Origin of the sequence: Microbacterium wangyouchuni (genome assembly GCF_051546305.1) — a bacterium.
Taxonomy (GTDB): Bacteria; Actinomycetota; Actinomycetes; order Actinomycetales; family Microbacteriaceae; genus Microbacterium.
This window is the reverse complement of record NZ_JBPTMA010000003.1, coordinates 118,457-134,432: the sequence shown is the minus strand read 5'-3', so window position 1 is coordinate 134,432 and position 15,976 is coordinate 118,457. Positions and strand designations below refer to the sequence as shown.

Here is a 15,976-nt window from a genome sequence, read left to right as displayed (position 1 = left end):
CGCATAACGCGGGAGCACTGCCCTCGGATGCTCCCGAATTGTCAGAGCAGCTCGGCGCGCAGTTCTGCTCCGCTCTTGGGCGACAGCATCGCGGGCGGAACATCCAGCACCGTTACCGCGCCGTGCTGGCCGAGCTTGTTCAGCCGGAAAGCAGCGCGAGCGTAGGTCACGAGAACGCTGGCGGTGAACTCGGGGTTGCTGTCGAGAGCGAGACGGTACTCGATGACCTGCGCTGCCGTATCGCTGGTGTTGCCGCTGCGGATCACGAATCCGCCGTGCGGCATCGCCTGGTGGTCTCGGGCGAGTTCCTCGGCCGAGATGAAGTGCACGGTCGTGTCGTAATCGGCGAAGTAGTGCGGCATCGTCACGATCGCCTGCTCGACGGATGCTGCATCCGCACCCTCTTCCAGCACGACGAAGCACTCCCTAGTGTGCTTCTCACGCGTGCTCAGCTGCGGGCGCGTACCGCTACGCACGGCGTCGATCGCTGCTTCGGCGGGCAGGGTGTACTGCACTCCGGCGGCGACGCCGTCGACGCGTCGAACGGCATCCGAATGCCCCTGACTGAGTCCACGACCCCAGAACGTGTAGGTGTCGCCCTCGGGAATGAGCGCTTCGCCGTAGAGCCGATTGATGGAGAAGAGTCCGGGATCCCACCCGACCGAGATCAACGCCGTCGTGCCGCTGGCCTGAGCCGGAGCATCCATCGCCGCGAAGTATTCCGGAATGCGCGCATGCGTGTCGAAGCTGTCGACGGTGGTGAAGTGCGCGGCCAGTTCGGGGCCCTGGATGGGCAGGTCGTCCTTGGAGCCGCCGCAGAGGATGAGCACGTCGATGTCGTCGCGCTTCGCGGTCAGATCATCCATGCTGAAGACGTCTGTCGAGGGGTTCAGCGGCGTGAGCTGCGCCGGGTCGCGACGGGTGAAGACACCCACCAGCGTCATGTCCGGGTTCTTGCCGATCGCGGCCTCCACGCCGCGCCCCAGGTTGCCGTAGCCGGCGATACCGATCCGAATTCTCTCGCTCATACCCCTACTTTTGCATTCAACGGTTGGTTGCACCCAATTCGCCTTCGATGCGGGCCGCAGTCTCGAGCAACGGCGGAAGCATCTCCGCCCGCACCTGATCCGCCGATCCCCGGGCCGTGCTTGTCGAGACGTTCAGTGCGGCGACGACTGCACCGTCGCGCCCGCGCAGCGGAACGGCGATTGACCGCAATCCTTCTTCGAGCTCGCCGTCGACCATCGCCCAGTCCTGATCGCGCACGACGTCGAGAATCTGGTGGATCGCAGCGGGGTCCACGGTGGTCATCGGGGTGTAGGAGAGGAGAGGCGCGTTTGCCAGCAGCTCAGCCGCCCTGTCGGATGCCTCCGCCGCGATCAGCACGCGCCCCATGCTCGTCGCGAACGCCGGGAAGCGGGTGCCGACAGTGATGCGAACACTCATGATGCGCCGCGCAGCCGCGCGTGCGACGTAGACGATGTCTGCGCCGTCGAGTACCGACACCGACACCGACTCGCCGATTCGGTGCGAGAGCGCATCCAGATGCGGCTGCACGATCTCGGGCAGCGACAGCGATGAGAGATACCCGTAGCCGAGCTCGAGCACCCGTGGGGTCAGCCGGAATCGGGCATCCGACGTCGCGATCGCATAGCCGAGCTGCTCGAGAGTGCGCAGGAACCGGCGGGCCGCGGCCCGAGGAATGTCTGCGCGACGGGCGACCTCGGCGAGCGACAGCTCGGCCGGTTCCCCATCGAAGGCGCGGATGACAGCGAGCCCCCGAGCCAGCGACTGCACGAAATCTGCACTGGGCGCGGCATCCGATTCAGTCACATCGAAACCCTATCGTTCGCGCACACGAGCACTGATCGGCGCGAATCGGGCCGCATCGGGCCGCAGCGTGGGGCGGAGAACGCAGCGTTGGGCGGAGGAATGCGAATCAAACCTCCGCCCAACAGTGCGAACTCCGCCCAACCCGGTGCGGCCATCGCATCCCGCAGCACACCGGAGCACTCTGAACCGCCCTAGCGTTCGAGGACCACGGCGAGGCCCTGCCCGACACCGATGCAGATCGCGACAACCGCGACACCACGACCGCGGCGGCGCAGTTCGTGCGCGGCGTGGCCGATGATGCGGCCGCCGGATGCGCCGAGCGGATGCCCGATGGCCAGCGCCCCGCCGTGAATGTTCAGCTTCTCGGGCTCCAGCTCCGGCCAACCGCGCAGGCACGCGAGCGACTGTGATGCGAAGGCTTCGTTGAGCTCGACGAAATCGACGTCCGCCCAGGTGCGGCCTGCTCGGGCGAGCGCCTTGTTCGCTGCTTCGATCGGCGCGATCGGAAAGTCATCGGGATCGACACCGTGCGCGGCGCGGCCGGTGATGCGCGCGAGCGGCTCGTCCGGCAAGGCGCCCTCCGTGCCCAGCAGCACGGCGGATGCCCCATCGTTGATCGACGAGGAGTTGCCCGCGGTCACGGTGCCATCCTCGGCGAACAGCGGTCGCAGCCCCGCGAGCTTTTCCACCGTCGAGCCGTCGCGGATGCCTTCGTCGCGAGTCAGTTCCGCTCCGGGCACCTGCACGATCTCACCGTCATAGATGCCATCCGCCCACGCCTGGGCGGCGAGTTCATGCGAGTGGACGGCGAAAGCATCCTGCTCCTCACGACTGATTCCCGCGACCCGCGCAGCCTTCTCCGCTGCTTCGCCGTTGGAGATCGTCCAGTGCGTCGGAAGGGCCTTGTTCGTCATCCGCCAACCGATCGCGGTGTTCCACATCATCTGGTTGCCGGTCGCCGGGTACGGCTTCGCTGACTTCTCCACGACGTACGGCGCCCGACTCATCGACTCGACGCCGCCGGCGAGAATGATCTCGGCATCCCCGGATTCGATTGCCCGCGCACCCTGGATCACCGCTTCCACGCTCGATGCGCACAGCCGGTTCACTGTCGCCCCGGTCACCGAAGTAGGAAAGCCCGCCAGCAGCGCGCCCATGCGTGCGACGTTGCGGTTGTCCTCACCGGCCTGGTTCGCGTCGCCGAAGATGACGTCGTCGATACGCGCTGGGTCAAGCCCCGTGCGCTCAGCACTTGCCCGCATGACAATGGCGGCGAGATCATCGGGACGGATGCTGGCGAGCGCACCGCCCGCACGCCCGAACGGTGTGCGCACGGCGTCGTAGATGTAAGTGGTCACTGCACTCTCCCGTGGCGTTCGCTGTGCGAACGTGAGTTCGCCTGGCGATACGAGCCTACGCCTTTGCAGTGTCATCGACCAGCCCTCGGCCCTCGCCGGGTACGGATGTCGGTCGAGATCCACGGATGCCGGGGCATCCGCCCGTTCTGGACAGACATCCGTAGATTCCGACCGACAAGTGTACCGGACGACGAAGCCCGACGCAGCGGCGCCTACAGTCAGCGCACGCGTCGATGCACAGACTGCGGCGTGAGATACGCCTTGAGCCCCTCCAGCCCGTACTCGACCCCGAGCCCGGAATCATGTCGCCCGCCGAAGGGCGCGTAGTGGTTCGAAGCGAACATGTTTACTCCGACGGAGCCCGTGTCCATGCGACGAGCCACACGGAACGCGGCATCCTCATCTCCGCCGAAGACGATCCCACCGAGGCCGAACGACGTGTTGTTGGCGATTTCGACCGCCGCGTCCACCGACGGCGCGCGGAGCAGAGTGATGACGGGTCCGAAGATCTCCTCGCGGGCGATGGTCATGTCGGGCGTGACGTCGGCGAACACGGTCGGGGCGACGAACGCGCCACCCCGCAGCGGTTCGGGCACGTCTCCGCCGACCGTCGCCCTGGCGCCCTCTGCCACACCCGCGCGGATATACCCGAGCACCCGATCACGCTGCGCGAACGTGGCGACCGGGCCGAACACGGTCGCAGGATCCAGCGGGTCTCCGACGGGCGCTGCCGCAACCGTCGCTGTGACCATGTCGACCAGTTCGTCATACCGATCGGGAGTGGTGACCAGGCGGGTCGATATGTAGCAGGTCTGGCCAGTATTGCGCATGCTGCTGCGCAGAAGCACCGCCGACATGGCATCCAAATCAGCATCCGGCAGCACGATCGCCGTCGACTTACCGCCGAGTTCGAGGGTCACCGGACGCAGCAGCTCGCCGCACGCGGCAGCGATGCGACGCCCGACCGGTGTCGACCCCGTGAAAGCCACTTTGTCGATGCCAGGATGGCGCACGAGCAGCTCGCCCGTCGCACCGTCACCGGTCACGAGGTTGATGACCCCCGCCGGAATCCCGGCCTCTTCGGCGGCGTCGAGGAGGAACCGTATGGACAGCGGAGTGGGCCCCGCGGGTTTGATCACGACAGTGCACCCGGCAACGAGCGCAGGGGCGAGCTTGATCACGACGAGGTTGATCGGAAAGTTCCAGGGCGCGATGAGCGCACACACGCCGATGGGGTCCTGCGCGACGACGGTCTCGTTGCGTCGATCTGGAAAGGCGCGCACGTCGCCCGCTTCGAGTTGCCCGGCCAGGCTTGCGAACACTCGCAAGATGGATGCCGCATTTGCCGCGGCCCCGGCAGTCTCGGCCACCGGTGATCCGTTTTCCAGAGTGTTGGTGAGGCTGAGCACATCGGCTCTGTTCTCGATCGCATCCGCCATGCGGCGCAACAGCTCGGCACGATCGGAGGGAGCCCGCGCCGCCCACTGGGGATAGGCAGCGCGAGCTGCGGCAACTGCCGCGTCTATGTCGGACGCATCAGCATCCGGAACAGACCCCCAACGCTCCCCCGTGGCTGGGTCCACAACCGGGGAGACGCCGCCGCCGGACCCGTTCGTCTCGGCTCCGCCGATGCGGTGTCCAGAGACGTGGGTGTAGGGCAATCCGGCGGCAGCTTCGTGGTGGCGATGACGCATCGCCACCACGAAATCGTCATCGAGCATCGTCATGACAATTGCTCGATCTTCAGAAGCACTTCGGCGCGGCCGAGCTCGGCCTCGGCCATGCGCACTGCGGCGTCGGTGAGTAGCTCAGGCACGATCTCTACGCGCAGTCGTGCACAGTACGCGGCGGGCGTGATGCCAAACCACGACGAAGCGAGCGCGATTCCGGTGGGCGTGAACCGCCAGAGTCGATCGGCGTCGCGCACGAGACTGTCCTCGATCGAGTGCGACACCTGGCGGGTGTCGTGACCATCGATGATCGCAGTCACGCGTTCGATAAAGGCCTCGTCGTACCCCAGCGGCGGCAGCACCTCGCGGGCGATGTCGCAGCCGTGCCGCTCATGTTCGTATCGAACATCCGCCCGACGCCAGTCACCGGAGAATCCCTCGGAGATGATGCGGTCCTGGTCGACGCGCGACCAACCCGTGTCATGCAGCACAATGGCGACTCTGACGACCAGGGCGTCTGCCTCGGGGTGCGAGGCGCACAAGCGCTCGGCGAAAGCGAATGAGATGGGCAGATGGATGTCGTTCTGCCGCGAGCGCGACTCAGCAACAATGGCGCGCCACAGCGGGTCGAGGTCGTCGTTCGCAGCCGCGGCGGCGATAGGGCTGATGTCTACGGGGACAGTATCGGGAAGGGTCATGATGACTCCGATTTCAGGCGTTCACTGCGTCAGGCAGGACGATGGCGGATTTCAGGGATGTGCTGACGTCGGCCGCGGCGGCGGGTGAGATCGTCCCGCCCTTGATGAGGGCCGACTTGATCGCCATGAACTCCGCCGGGTGGTTCACGACGTCGGCGGCGATCAATCGCCCTTCGCGGTAGTACAGCACCGCGAACTTCTCGGTATCGGGATCGCCGCGCACGACGACGCTCTCGTAGCCGGTCGACAGGCCCGCGATCTGCAGCTTCAGATCGCCCTGATCCGACCAGAACCACGGCACCGAGCGGTACTCCGCCGGTTCACCGAGAAGGGAAGCGGCCGCGATCTTCGCCTGCTCGAGTGCGTTGTTGACGCTCTCCAGCCGGATGCTGCCGCCCATACCGAGCGGGTAGGGATTGGGCATCATGGTGCAGTCGCCTGCCGAAACCGTCAGACCATCGGATGCCCGGGCCGCCGCATCTACGACGATGCCACCCTCGACGTCTAGGCCCAGTTGCTCGGCAAGCTCCGTGCGCGGGATCACGCCGACGCCAATCAGAACGAGGTCTGCGGGGATGACGGTGCCGTCCTCTAACTCGACTCCGGTTACGGATCCCTGGGCACCGGCCACGCGGGCATCTCCGCCGATGATGCGCGAGATGCGCGCGTCCAGGACGACCTGCACTCCGCGGCGCCGATGCGCGCCCAGATAGAAGGCGCTGGTCTCCTCCGCGACGACGCGTCCGACGAGGCGAGGTGCGGCTTCGAGCACCGTGACGCTCTTACCGAGCCCTCGGGCGACAGCCGCAGTCTCCAGGCCGATGAAGCCGCCACCGATCACGACGACATTCTTTGCCGACGCGTCGGCGAGCGCGGGCTGCAGGCTGATCGCATGATCCGCATCGCGCAGGTAGTGCACGCCGTGATAATCAGTGCCCTCTAAGGGCAGACGACGAGCGGATGCTCCGGTCGTGAGCGCCAGACGATCGAAGGCGATGCGGCGACCACCTTCGGTCACCGCGGTGCCCGAACCGTCGGCGGCGCGGTGCACCGTGACGACCCGGTCGCCGGTCACGAGTTCGATATCGCGCTCGGCGAACCATTCCCGGGTGCGCAGGATCACGTCGTCTGGCTGCAGCTCGCCTTTGATCCACCCCTTCGACAGAGGCGGGCGCTGGTAGGGACGGTGTGCCTCTTCACCAACGAGGATGATCGGGGCGGTGTCGCCGCGGTCGCGCATGACCGATGCGATCTGCACGCCGGCCTGACAGGCCCCGACGATGAGTGTCGCGTTCATGGTGTGCTCCGAATCAGATCTGGTCGCTCGGTGTGGTGACGTGGTATTCGCAGCCGTCCTGCAGCTTGATCTGGCAGGACAGACGAGACTCGTCTCGGCGATCGACGGCAGTGCCATCGAGCATCTCGTCCTCGAGATCACCCGGTACTCCGACAAGATCGCGAGTATCCGCGGCCACGAAGACATGACAGGTGGCGCAGGAGAGACTCCCCCCGCATTCCCCGACGATGCCCGGCACGCCGTTACGGACCGCGGTTTCCATGATCGAATCCCCTGGGCGGCCGTCAATCGCTGTGACGATGCCATTGTCGGCGGTGTAGATGACGGTGCTCATGATTGGTCTCCTTCGATCAGATATCGGTGCTCAGATGAACTGGCGTCCACCGTCGACGACGATGGTCTGCCCGGTGACGAATGCGCTGGCGGGTGAAGCGAGGTACATCACGGTCCCGACAATGTCCTCGGGCGAAATTGGTCGGCGGATCGCCCCGCGGTCGACACCGTACTCGGCGGCGTTCTCGATCAGCGCGTTGCTGGCCTCGGTGAGAGTGAACCCGGGCGCGACGGTATTGACGGTGATGTCACGCACACCGAGCTCTTTGGCGAGCACGCGGGTGAGGCCGATGACACCGGCCTTGGATGCGACGTAGTGTGCCCACTGCGCAGATCCGCTGAAGACGGTCGCCGAAGAGATGTTGATCACCCGTCCTCCAGTGGCGAGGTGCGGCGACAGGGCACGAGTCACCTGCCACGGACCTTTGAGGTTCACCGCCATCACCCGATCCCACTCACCCTCGTCGATGTCCTCGAACGGCGAGCGCGTGACCGTCCCGTAGATGGCTGCGTTGTTGATAAGTACGTCGACGGATCCCCCAACGGCTATCGCCGCGGCGGCTAGGGCATCCGTCGACGCACGGTCGGTGACATCCACATGCACCGCGACGGCAGGAACGGCGGCTGTGCGCGAAATCTCAGTAGCGGTTCTGGCGGCCGCATCCGCGTCAATGTCGGCGAGGATCACTCGATCGCCTGACTCGGCGAAGGCTCGCGCGAACTGAGCTCCGAGGCCTCCACCGGCGCCGGTGACGACGACGGTGCGGGCATTCGATGTACCGGTCATGTCAGCTCCTGGGCCGTTCAGTCATCCAGCAGCGTGACGGTGCCGGAGCTTCCGTCCACACGCAGCCGCTGGCCGGTCTTGATCTTCACGGATGCGGTACCGGTGCCGGTGACTGCGGGCATCCCGTACTCACGGCAGACGATCGCAGCGTGACTCATCATGCCGCCGATGTCAGTCACGGTTGCGCGGATCTTGCCAAAGATCGGCCCCCAGCTGGGAGCGGTTACGGGAGCAACGAGGATCTCGCCGTCCTGCACCTCGGAGAGTTGATCTGCGGAGCCGATGACGCGCGCGGGGCCCTCGGCGATGCCGGGAGAGGCAGCCATGCCCTTCAGCGTTCCCTCGGGGACGTCACTCTTGCCCAGCCAGTTCTGGATCTGGTCATCGGTGATTCCCCAGAGCATGAGAGTGAAAGGTTCGGTGATGACCGCCGGCGGCGTGTTCAGGGCAGGCTGCGGTCGTGCGGTCGAGAGTGCGTCCACGATGCCGCGGCGACGCTCGATCTCTGCGGGCCAGCGTGAGGGGCCGATCGCGGGAGCGCCGACCATCCACCCGTTCACATAGTCGAAGAGCACCTCGCGCACTTCATCACGGCGCAGGTAGAACATGTCGTTCGCCTCGGCCCAGAAACCCGCCTCATGCAGCACGTTCGAGAGCTGGCGGGCCTTTCGCCAGAAAACGCCCATGGTCCAGTGCTCGATGTAGAAGTTGTGGTTCTCGACGTAGGGATAAACCACCCGAGCCAGGCCCAGCTTGCCCTGGAAAGCCGCCAGCTGATCACCCGAGAGCATCTCGGCGTACTCGTCAGTGATGCGGTCGCGCTCTGCGACGAGCGCATCCACGTTTCGGTCGATGTCCGCACCGGCCTGCAGTCGATCAATGTAGCCCTTGATGAACGCCAGCGGGATCGCCGGCACATCACGCCAGTACTGGTCATGTGCGTAGAAGCCGTTGCCTGTTGTGAAGTTGAACCACGGGTCCTGTGCGTCATTCCACGCCTGCATCCACGCTGAACCGGAAGCATGTGCGGCGACCGCCGCCAGTGTCGCCTCGGCATCCGGGGCATCCGAGAAGAGATCGCTCAATCCGTCACGCACCGCGATCTTGGCGAGCTTCTTCAACTCGTCATCCGGGCGGAACAGCTCCATGTCGACGCCCTGCACCATCGTCGCGATGGCGAGGTCGGGGATCCGCGGGAACAACTCCTTGCAGAACATGAACAGGTCGAGGTAGGCGACGTAGCCGAGGTTCAGGAACTCGAAGTGGTACTGCCAGGCACGGTAGGCCAACGAAATGAGGCGGTCGTAGTTCTCCAGGAACTCCGTGGCGGGGCTCGTGCCCTTGCCTGCCAGCACGTCCTCGATCGGGATGACATCCGGCAGTCCGGTGAAGTCGAGTGCTTCAATTTCATCGATCGTAGAACGGAGCTTCTTGTGCCAGTTTTCGAGCAGGCTGTCCCAATTCTCGAAGTAGTGCCCGGCGCGCTTCATGAATTCCGGAACACGCGCCTCGATGTGCTGCGGATCAACCGCAACCGGCGACATGAAGACGTAGCCGTTGTGGATGCGATATTCGATGCCGTTCGCGGTGGGAATGAGTAGCTGACGAGCGTTGTACTGGCCGAGGCAGCCGACGGCGAATTCGAAGCCGATCGTCTCGAAGGGCTTGGTCACCGTGGGCCAGTGCTGGCTGTCACAGAACCAGAACTTGTTCTCCTCCACTTCGCGGAGGTTGTCTTGGAATACGAGGTTGTAGGCGTAGAGGTCCTTCCACCCCTCGGCGCCGGCAGGCGGCTCCTGCTCATAGGGGCTGGGGAAGGAATTGCGTGCGGTGGTGGTGGTGTCTACAGCGGTCGACTCTGACATGACTGCGTCCTTTCGGGGACTGCGGGATCTTCGGAAACTTCGGGTAAGCGGCTCAGCGGCCGATCTGGGTCATCAAAGACTGGGTGATACTGGCGATTCCGAAACCGGAACTCGTCGGCGCGCGATCTGGCTGTTTCGTCGACCACACCGTTTCGGGGCGGGACTGCAGCAGCAGCAGGTTCTCACCGGCGGGCAGTGTGCGATCGATCGCCCACTCGATGTCTTGGGGTGAGCCAAAGTGCTTCTCCGCGCGCTTCGCGATCGCCGCAACAGCGGTGACCTCTTCGTCAGTGAGACAGCGGATGCTGCGGCGCTCTGCCTCCACCTCGCGCTCGACGACGCCGCGGGATGCAGCATCCGGAACCATCTCCATGTGCTTCTCGCCGATCTGCTCCTCGGAGATCGTCAGGAGGACCTTGTCGATGTGCAGATTGTCGGGAGTGACAGTGCCGGAGACCACGGATTCACCCAGGCCCCAGGCCGCATCGATGACGATAGTGGAGCGGTCACCGTTGGAGGGGTCGATGGTCATGGCGACTCCGGCCGCTTTCGCGTCGACCATCTTCTGCACCGCGACCGCCATAGATAGGCCCTCGTCCGGGATCTCATTGCGCAGACGGTAGACGATGGCACGCGAGGTGTAGAGCGAGGCCCAGCACTGGCGCACATGCTCAGCGACAGCATCCCGACCGCGTAGCCACAGGTAGGTGTCCTGCTGTCCGGCGAAACTTGCATCCGGTAGGTCTTCAGCCGTGGCCGACGAGCGCACCGCCACTGGCTGCTCTTCACTGAAGCGTTGCTGCAGTGCGGCGTAGGCGCGATCGAACTCGGTGACGATGGCATCCGGAATCTCACGGGTGGAGAATTCGGCGCGAATCTTCTCCGACACGGCGTCGACCTCGGACACGTCGTCGGCGTTGAGGCCCTCGAGCAGATGATCGATCTCATCGGCGAGGCCGGTGAGTTCCACGAAGGACGTATATGCAGCAGTGGTCACGGCGAAGCCGGGAGGAACCGGCATCCCCGCCGATGTGAGATTCACCAGCGATGCACACTTGCCACCGAGGTTTTCGATTGTCGTCGCACCTGCCTCGTCAAAGAAGCGGATGAAGAGGTAGTCGTTCATGTCAAGCCTCCCAGGTGACAGGTACGGAGAGCGGCACGCGGAACGAGAGGTTCTCACGGAAGTCGATGTCGGCATCCTCGGCCAGTTGCAGGCCAGGGACCGCGGCGATGGTCTCCTCCAGGGCGATCTTCGCTTGGAGTTTGGCGAGCATGTTGCCGAGGCAGTAGTGGATGCCGAAGCCGAAGGACAGGTGGTTGCGGGCGTCGCTGCGGTCAATGTCGAAAGCGTCGGGGTTTTCAAAGACCTCGGCGTCGCGGTTGGCGGAGCCCATGACCAGCAGGACGTTCGCGCCCTTCGGGATCGCCACGCCGCCGATCTCGGTGTCGGCCAGCGCACGGCGGCGCCAGGCGACAATCGAGCCACTAAAGCGGAGCACCTCGTCGACCGCACTGGGGATGCGGCTGGGGTCGTCGACGAGGTGCTCCCACTGATCGCGATGCGACAGCAGCACGCGAATGCAGTTCGCGATCAGGGTCGTGGTGGTCTCGTGCCCTGCGAACAGCAGGCTGTAGCAGAGCGAGGCGATCTCGTGATCGGTGATCTCCGCTCCACCGTCCTGCGCCGAGACGAGGTCGGCGATCAGACTGTCGCCGCCATCTGCGTGTGCGGCCGTCACCAGTGCGGTGCACTCTTGCCAGTACTCGACGAGGTTGTGCGCGTGCGGCACCTGCTCATCATCGTCGAGGTTGCCCCAGGTCATCGCGGCCCGGGAATCCGACCAGCGCTTGTAGGTGGGAACGAGCGAAGGGTCGACGCCGAGCAGAGTGAGAATCGTGATGGTCGGGATGTCATAGGCGACCTGGGCGAAGAAATCGCCGGTGCGGTCGGGGTTCGCGAGCATCTCCTGCAGCGCGGCACGGGTGTTCTCGCGGATCGTGGGCTCGAGTGCCTTGAAACGGCGTGGGGTGAACGCACGCTGTGCGATGGCTCGAATGCGGGTGTGCTCGGGAGGCATACGAGCGGAGAGTCCGGAGTAGGCGGTGAAGCCGCCGTCCTTCATGATCTGCGTGGCCTGCGGGCCGCGCTCACGGACCGGTGCCTGCGCGTTCTCACTGGAGAACGTCTCCCAGTTCTCGAACGTCGACTTCACATCGGCGTAGCGGGTGACGACCCAGCAGTCGATGCGCTCGTCGTACATGACTGGCTCGTTGCGACGCAGTTCGGTGTAGGACGGGAACGGGTTCTTCATATCGAACGGCTCATAGCCGTGACGATCGTGGGCGGCCTCAGCCTGAGCGGCTGCACTGTGATCAATGGGGCAGCCGGCTGCAGCTGCGGCTCGGGCTTCGGTTGGCGAGAGCGCCATGACGACTCCTTCGTGTCAGCACCTGATGCATTGGGATTCCGACGACCTTCCGTGAAGTAAAGGTGGGCCGCCGGAACTACTGTTCATCTAACGCTTCGGATCAGGCTTCCGGGTGGTCGACTTCCGCCCAGTGGAAGCGGCTTGTTGAAGTGTCTGCAACGGGAAGCCGCCGACACTCGCTTCGAGGCGTCGCGCGATCCCCCTCATCGCCGGAAGATGACGCTCAATCGATGACGCGGCATCTGTCGTGGTGACCAGCCCCAGGGCAGCGCCGACCACCCCCAGCTGGAACACCGGTACGGCGATCGATGTTGCCCCGAGCCTGGTTTCGTCGACGGTCGTGGCGAAGCTCTGCGACCGCACCGTTGCGAGCTCAGCGCGCAGCGCATCCGGATCGACGTGCGTCAGCGCTGTGCGTCTTTCGAGCGGTTGCGTGATAATCGCCTCGCGCACCCATGGCTCCTCGAATGCGAGCAGCACTTTGCCGACTGCGGTGGCATGCAACGGCAGTCGGCCACCGACGCGCGAAGCCTGCGGTACACGCCTAGTGCCGTATACACGGTCGATATACAGCGCCTCGGCATTCTCCCTGACTGCGATGTGCACCGTCTCCTGAGTGAGGGTGAAGAGGTCCTGCAGCAGCGGGCGGGCGATCTCGCGCACCTGACGTCCCGCGTGCTGGCCGAGTTCCCACAGCCGCAGCCCGATCTGGTAGCGGCCGTTGTCGTCCCGCTGCAGCGCGCCCCAAGCTTCCAGTTCGGCGACCAGGCGGTGGGTCGTGCTCAACGGCAGTCCGGTCTCGGTGCTGATCTCGGTCAGGCTTCGCGGTGAGAGCGACCTCTCGAAGAGCGCCAGAATCGTGAGCACTCGCCCTGCGACGCTCTGCCCTGGCTCGGATGTACGTCCAGCCATCGGCCACCTCCTCGTGACGAACCGCTTCCGGTGAGTGGAAGTGTACGCGTGAGGCTCTGGGCCGCGCCACCGTGTGCCGGGCAAACAGGGGCGCCGACCGACACGCGTGCCGGCCGAACGGGAGGGCGACGTCAGCGCCCCGGCACCCCGAACGCGTTCTGCACCTTGATCGGCGCAGCCGCCGGCGACGCGAAGAATTTCAGCACCCGACCGGCGCGCTCCTGGTCGACGGATGCCGTTGCCACCGCACCCGCGAAGACGGTGTCGATTGCACAATCGGAGGGCATGACGCCGAGGATGCGGATGCCGCGCTGTCCGACGAGCTCACTGAGCTGCTGGAACCCGAGATCGGCCTCGCCCGCAGCCAGCGCAGTGGCCACAGGAATCCCCGGACGCGCCTGCACGAGACGCCCCTCCAGTTCCGAAGAAAGCCCCCACTCCTCGATCATCGACACGAGCGCTGCGCCGCTGGGGCCCGTCGAATAGCCGATGCGGTTCGCGCCGCGCAGCGCCTCGCGCACGCCCTCGGCAGAGTCGAATGCCGCCCCCGCCGGTAGCCCCGCGGGCCCCGCGCCCACCGCTGGAACGGCCACCGCCACCTGAGAGAGCACGAGCGGCACCACGGTGGCGGCATCCACGTGCCCTTCGTCGGCCAGACGAGACAGCGCCGGTTGCGCGAGGAAGACGAGGTCGAAGGCCTCGCCCGCCGCCACACGGTCCGCAGCATCCACTCCCCCGACCGACTCGATGTCGACACGGGCGAGCCCGGTCGCAGCTGTGACGGCTGTCAGATCCGCCAGCACCCGCCGGGTCGCCATCGAGGAAATCGCCTTCACGATGCGTCCTCGAAAGTTTCTGCATCCACCTCGGCGGCAGGACCGGGCGCATAGCGCGGACCCGAAACGGTGGAAGTGGAGATCAGCTCACCGGCACGCGCCAGCAGCGCGGCATCCACCGAAAGTGACAGGGCAGCGAAGTCCTCGCGCATGTGGTCGACGCTCGTGGTGCCCGGAATCGGCACGACATGCTCGCCCCGCGACAGCAGCCATACGAGCGCAAGCTGCGCTGGGGTGCACTCAGCCTCTGCGGCGAGCGCGCGCCATCTGGGCAGCAGTGCTTCGTTCGCGGGCCAGTTGTCAGAAGAGAACCGCGGCATCGCCCGACGGATGTCCTTCTCCGCCAACTCACCTGGATCAGCAACGGAATCACTGAGGAACCCACGTGCGACCGGGGAGAACGCGACCAGCGCGATCCCGGCGTCACGCGTCGCGGAGAGCATCCCGAGTTCCGGGTTCCGACTCCACAGCGAGTACTCGTTCTGCACGGCGGCGATGGGAGCGACCGCCTGCGCTTCGCGCAGCCGCTCAACAGACACCTCCGAAAGCCCGATCGCGCCGATCTTTCCGGCATCCACGAGAGAGGAAAGGGCGCCGACGCTCTCGCCGATCGGTACGGTCTTATCCCACCGGTGCAAGTAGTACAGGTCGATGTGGTCCACGCCCAAGCGTGAGAGCGAAGCATCCACCTGCGCACGCAAGGTCGAGGGCCGCCCATCGATGACCTTGACGCCATCCACCATCGCCATGCCGCCCTTGCTGGCCAGCACGACCTCGTCGCGGCGTCCACGCAGAGCGCGACCGACGAGCTCCTCGTTACGACCGGCACCGTAGAGCGTGGCCGTATCGAGGTGCGTCACGCCGTCATCGAGAGCAGCACGCAGCAGTGCGAGCCCCTCTTCCTCGGATGGGGGCACGCCATACGCGTGGCTCAGGTTCATGCAGCCCAGCCCCATCCGCGGAAGCGCCCGCGCGCCACCCTCAAGCACAGTCACGCGAGCTGCTTCTCCAGCTGGCCGAGCACCCGGTAGCAGTCGATGACCTGCCGAAGCGAGGAGTTGGGCTCACGTCCCTCACGGATCGCCGAGATGAATTCGCGATCCTGCAGCTCAATGCCGTTCATGCTGACGGCGACGTTCGACACGTCGATCTGTTCTTCCTTGCCGGTGAAGAGATCGTCGTAGCGGGCGATGTAGGTGTCGGTGTCGCCGATATAGCGGAAGAACGTGCCGAAAGGTCCATCGTTGTTGAACGACAGCGACAGCGTGCAGATCGCGCCGGTCTCGCTCTTGAGCAGGATTCCCATGTCCATGGCGATGCCGAGGTCCGGGTGGATCGGCCCCTGGACAGCGTGAGCCTCGACGATCTTGCCCGCCTGGTACGCGAACAGGTCGACCGTGTGCGCTGCGTGATGCCACAGCAGGTGGTCGGTCCACGACCGCGCCTCACCCTTGGCGTTCGTGTTGGTGCGGCGGAAGAAGTACGTCTGCACGTCCATCTGCTGCACGGCGAATTCACCTGCGGCGATCCGGTTGTGCACGAGCTGATGCGAGGGGTTGAAGCGGCGCGTGTGGCCGACCATCGCGACCAGCTCGGATGCTTCTGCCGCTTCGGCCGCAGCGAGCGTAGCCTCGGCATCCGCCAACGAATCGGCCAGCGGAATCTCGACCTGCACGTGCTTACCCGCGGCGAGCGCGGCCTGCGTCTGCTCCGCGTGCATCCCGGTCGGTGTCGCGAGGATGACAGCATCCACATCATCACGCTCAAGAACGGCCTCGAGACCGACGACGGCGTTCGCGACGCCGTACTGCGCGGCGACGGCATCCGCCTTCTCCTGCGAGGTGGCGCTGACGACAGTCACCTCGGCGTCCTCGATATTCTTCAGGCCATCGAGATGCTTCATGCCGAAGGCCCCGTTAGCGCCGACGACGGCAACGCGAATCTTGTCAGTCATG

General features: G+C 65.4%; 15 protein-coding genes. All 15 read right to left on the bottom strand.

The window, feature by feature from the left end; translation table 11 throughout:
* Positions 1 to 41: 41 nt before the first annotated feature.
* Positions 42 to 1,028, bottom strand: a complete 987-nt coding sequence (locus tag ACSS7Z_RS07305; RefSeq protein ID WP_438253846.1) for a diaminopimelate dehydrogenase — start codon at positions 1,026 to 1,028, stop codon at positions 42 to 44.
* Between the two features lie 16 nt (positions 1,029 to 1,044).
* Complete coding sequence (locus tag ACSS7Z_RS07300; RefSeq protein WP_438253845.1) at positions 1,045 to 1,833, bottom strand: IclR family transcriptional regulator domain-containing protein; 789 nt, start codon at positions 1,831 to 1,833, stop codon at positions 1,045 to 1,047.
* A 191-nt stretch (positions 1,834 to 2,024) separates the two neighbouring features.
* Positions 2,025 to 3,191, bottom strand: coding sequence for a thiolase family protein (locus ACSS7Z_RS07295; RefSeq protein ID WP_438253844.1), 1,167 nt, complete (start codon positions 3,189 to 3,191; stop codon positions 2,025 to 2,027).
* 218 nt (positions 3,192 to 3,409) lie between these two features.
* Complete coding sequence (locus ACSS7Z_RS07290; RefSeq protein ID WP_438253843.1) at positions 3,410 to 4,918, bottom strand: aldehyde dehydrogenase family protein; 1,509 nt, start codon at positions 4,916 to 4,918, stop codon at positions 3,410 to 3,412.
* Entirely contained in the window at positions 4,915 to 5,559 is a 645-nt protein-coding gene (locus ACSS7Z_RS07285; protein ID WP_438253842.1) for an HD domain-containing protein, read from the bottom strand. Before ACSS7Z_RS07285 ends, ACSS7Z_RS07290 begins: the two co-directional genes overlap by 4 nt.
* A 13-nt stretch (positions 5,560 to 5,572) precedes the next feature.
* The gene (locus ACSS7Z_RS07280; protein WP_438253841.1) at positions 5,573 to 6,856 is read right to left on the bottom strand and encodes an NAD(P)/FAD-dependent oxidoreductase; all 1,284 of its coding nucleotides are present in this window, start codon (positions 6,854 to 6,856) and stop codon (positions 5,573 to 5,575) included.
* Between the two features lie 13 nt (positions 6,857 to 6,869).
* The gene (locus ACSS7Z_RS07275) at positions 6,870 to 7,190 is read right to left on the bottom strand and encodes a 2Fe-2S iron-sulfur cluster-binding protein (RefSeq protein WP_438253840.1); all 321 of its coding nucleotides are present in this window, start codon (positions 7,188 to 7,190) and stop codon (positions 6,870 to 6,872) included.
* 30 nt (positions 7,191 to 7,220) lie between these two features.
* Positions 7,221 to 7,976 carry an SDR family NAD(P)-dependent oxidoreductase gene (locus ACSS7Z_RS07270; protein ID WP_438253839.1) on the bottom strand — a complete coding sequence of 252 codons (756 nt, stop codon included), beginning with the start codon at positions 7,974 to 7,976 and terminating at the stop codon, positions 7,221 to 7,223.
* A 17-nt stretch (positions 7,977 to 7,993) separates the two neighbouring features.
* Positions 7,994 to 9,841, bottom strand: a complete 1,848-nt coding sequence (locus ACSS7Z_RS07265; protein WP_438253838.1) for a PEP-utilizing enzyme — start codon at positions 9,839 to 9,841, stop codon at positions 7,994 to 7,996.
* 52 nt (positions 9,842 to 9,893) lie between these two features.
* Positions 9,894 to 10,967 (bottom strand): PEP/pyruvate-binding domain-containing protein, encoded by a 1,074-nt coding sequence (locus ACSS7Z_RS07260; protein ID WP_438253837.1) that lies wholly within the window; start codon positions 10,965 to 10,967, stop codon positions 9,894 to 9,896.
* Between the two features lies 1 nt (position 10,968).
* On the bottom strand, positions 10,969 to 12,273 hold the full coding sequence (locus ACSS7Z_RS07255; protein WP_438253836.1) for a cytochrome P450: 1,305 nt from the start codon (positions 12,271 to 12,273) through the stop codon (positions 10,969 to 10,971).
* A gap of 87 nt (positions 12,274 to 12,360) precedes the next feature.
* On the bottom strand, positions 12,361 to 13,185 hold the full coding sequence (locus ACSS7Z_RS07250) for an IclR family transcriptional regulator (RefSeq protein ID WP_438253835.1): 825 nt from the start codon (positions 13,183 to 13,185) through the stop codon (positions 12,361 to 12,363).
* Between the two features lie 131 nt (positions 13,186 to 13,316).
* The gene (locus tag ACSS7Z_RS07245) at positions 13,317 to 14,021 is read right to left on the bottom strand and encodes a substrate-binding domain-containing protein (protein ID WP_438253834.1); all 705 of its coding nucleotides are present in this window, start codon (positions 14,019 to 14,021) and stop codon (positions 13,317 to 13,319) included.
* Positions 14,018 to 15,016: an aldo/keto reductase gene (locus ACSS7Z_RS07240; RefSeq protein WP_438253833.1), complete on the bottom strand. Its 999-nt coding sequence runs from the start codon at positions 15,014 to 15,016 to the stop codon at positions 14,018 to 14,020. Before ACSS7Z_RS07240 ends, ACSS7Z_RS07245 begins: the two co-directional genes overlap by 4 nt.
* Positions 15,013 to 15,975, bottom strand: coding sequence for a Gfo/Idh/MocA family oxidoreductase (locus tag ACSS7Z_RS07235; protein ID WP_438253832.1), 963 nt, complete (start codon positions 15,973 to 15,975; stop codon positions 15,013 to 15,015). The genes ACSS7Z_RS07240 and ACSS7Z_RS07235 overlap by 4 nt, the downstream gene beginning before the upstream one ends.
* Position 15,976: the final 1 nt, after the last annotated feature.

What these genes read in the sequence shown, in the direction of transcription:
- ACSS7Z_RS07260 (WP_438253837.1), bottom strand. Translation starts at nt 10,967, where the DNA reads ATGAACGACTACCTCTTCATCCGCTTCTTTGACGAGGCAGGTGCGACG.
- ACSS7Z_RS07255 (WP_438253836.1), bottom strand. Translation starts at nt 12,273, where the DNA reads ATGGCGCTCTCGCCAACCGAAGCCCGAGCCGCAGCTGCAGCCGGCTGC.
- ACSS7Z_RS07270 (WP_438253839.1), bottom strand. Translation starts at nt 7,976, where the DNA reads ATGACCGGTACATCGAATGCCCGCACCGTCGTCGTCACCGGCGCCGGT.
- ACSS7Z_RS07305 (WP_438253846.1), bottom strand. Translation starts at nt 1,028, where the DNA reads ATGAGCGAGAGAATTCGGATCGGTATCGCCGGCTACGGCAACCTGGGG.
- ACSS7Z_RS07235 (WP_438253832.1), bottom strand. Translation starts at nt 15,975, where the DNA reads ATGACTGACAAGATTCGCGTTGCCGTCGTCGGCGCTAACGGGGCCTTC.
- ACSS7Z_RS07250 (WP_438253835.1), bottom strand. Translation starts at nt 13,185, where the DNA reads ATGGCTGGACGTACATCCGAGCCAGGGCAGAGCGTCGCAGGGCGAGTG.
- ACSS7Z_RS07285 (WP_438253842.1), bottom strand. Translation starts at nt 5,559, where the DNA reads ATGACCCTTCCCGATACTGTCCCCGTAGACATCAGCCCTATCGCCGCC.
- ACSS7Z_RS07290 (WP_438253843.1), bottom strand. Translation starts at nt 4,918, where the DNA reads ATGACGATGCTCGATGACGATTTCGTGGTGGCGATGCGTCATCGCCAC.
- ACSS7Z_RS07275 (WP_438253840.1), bottom strand. Translation starts at nt 7,190, where the DNA reads ATGAGCACCGTCATCTACACCGCCGACAATGGCATCGTCACAGCGATT.
- ACSS7Z_RS07265 (WP_438253838.1), bottom strand. Translation starts at nt 9,841, where the DNA reads ATGTCAGAGTCGACCGCTGTAGACACCACCACCACCGCACGCAATTCC.
- ACSS7Z_RS07280 (WP_438253841.1), bottom strand. Translation starts at nt 6,856, where the DNA reads ATGAACGCGACACTCATCGTCGGGGCCTGTCAGGCCGGCGTGCAGATC.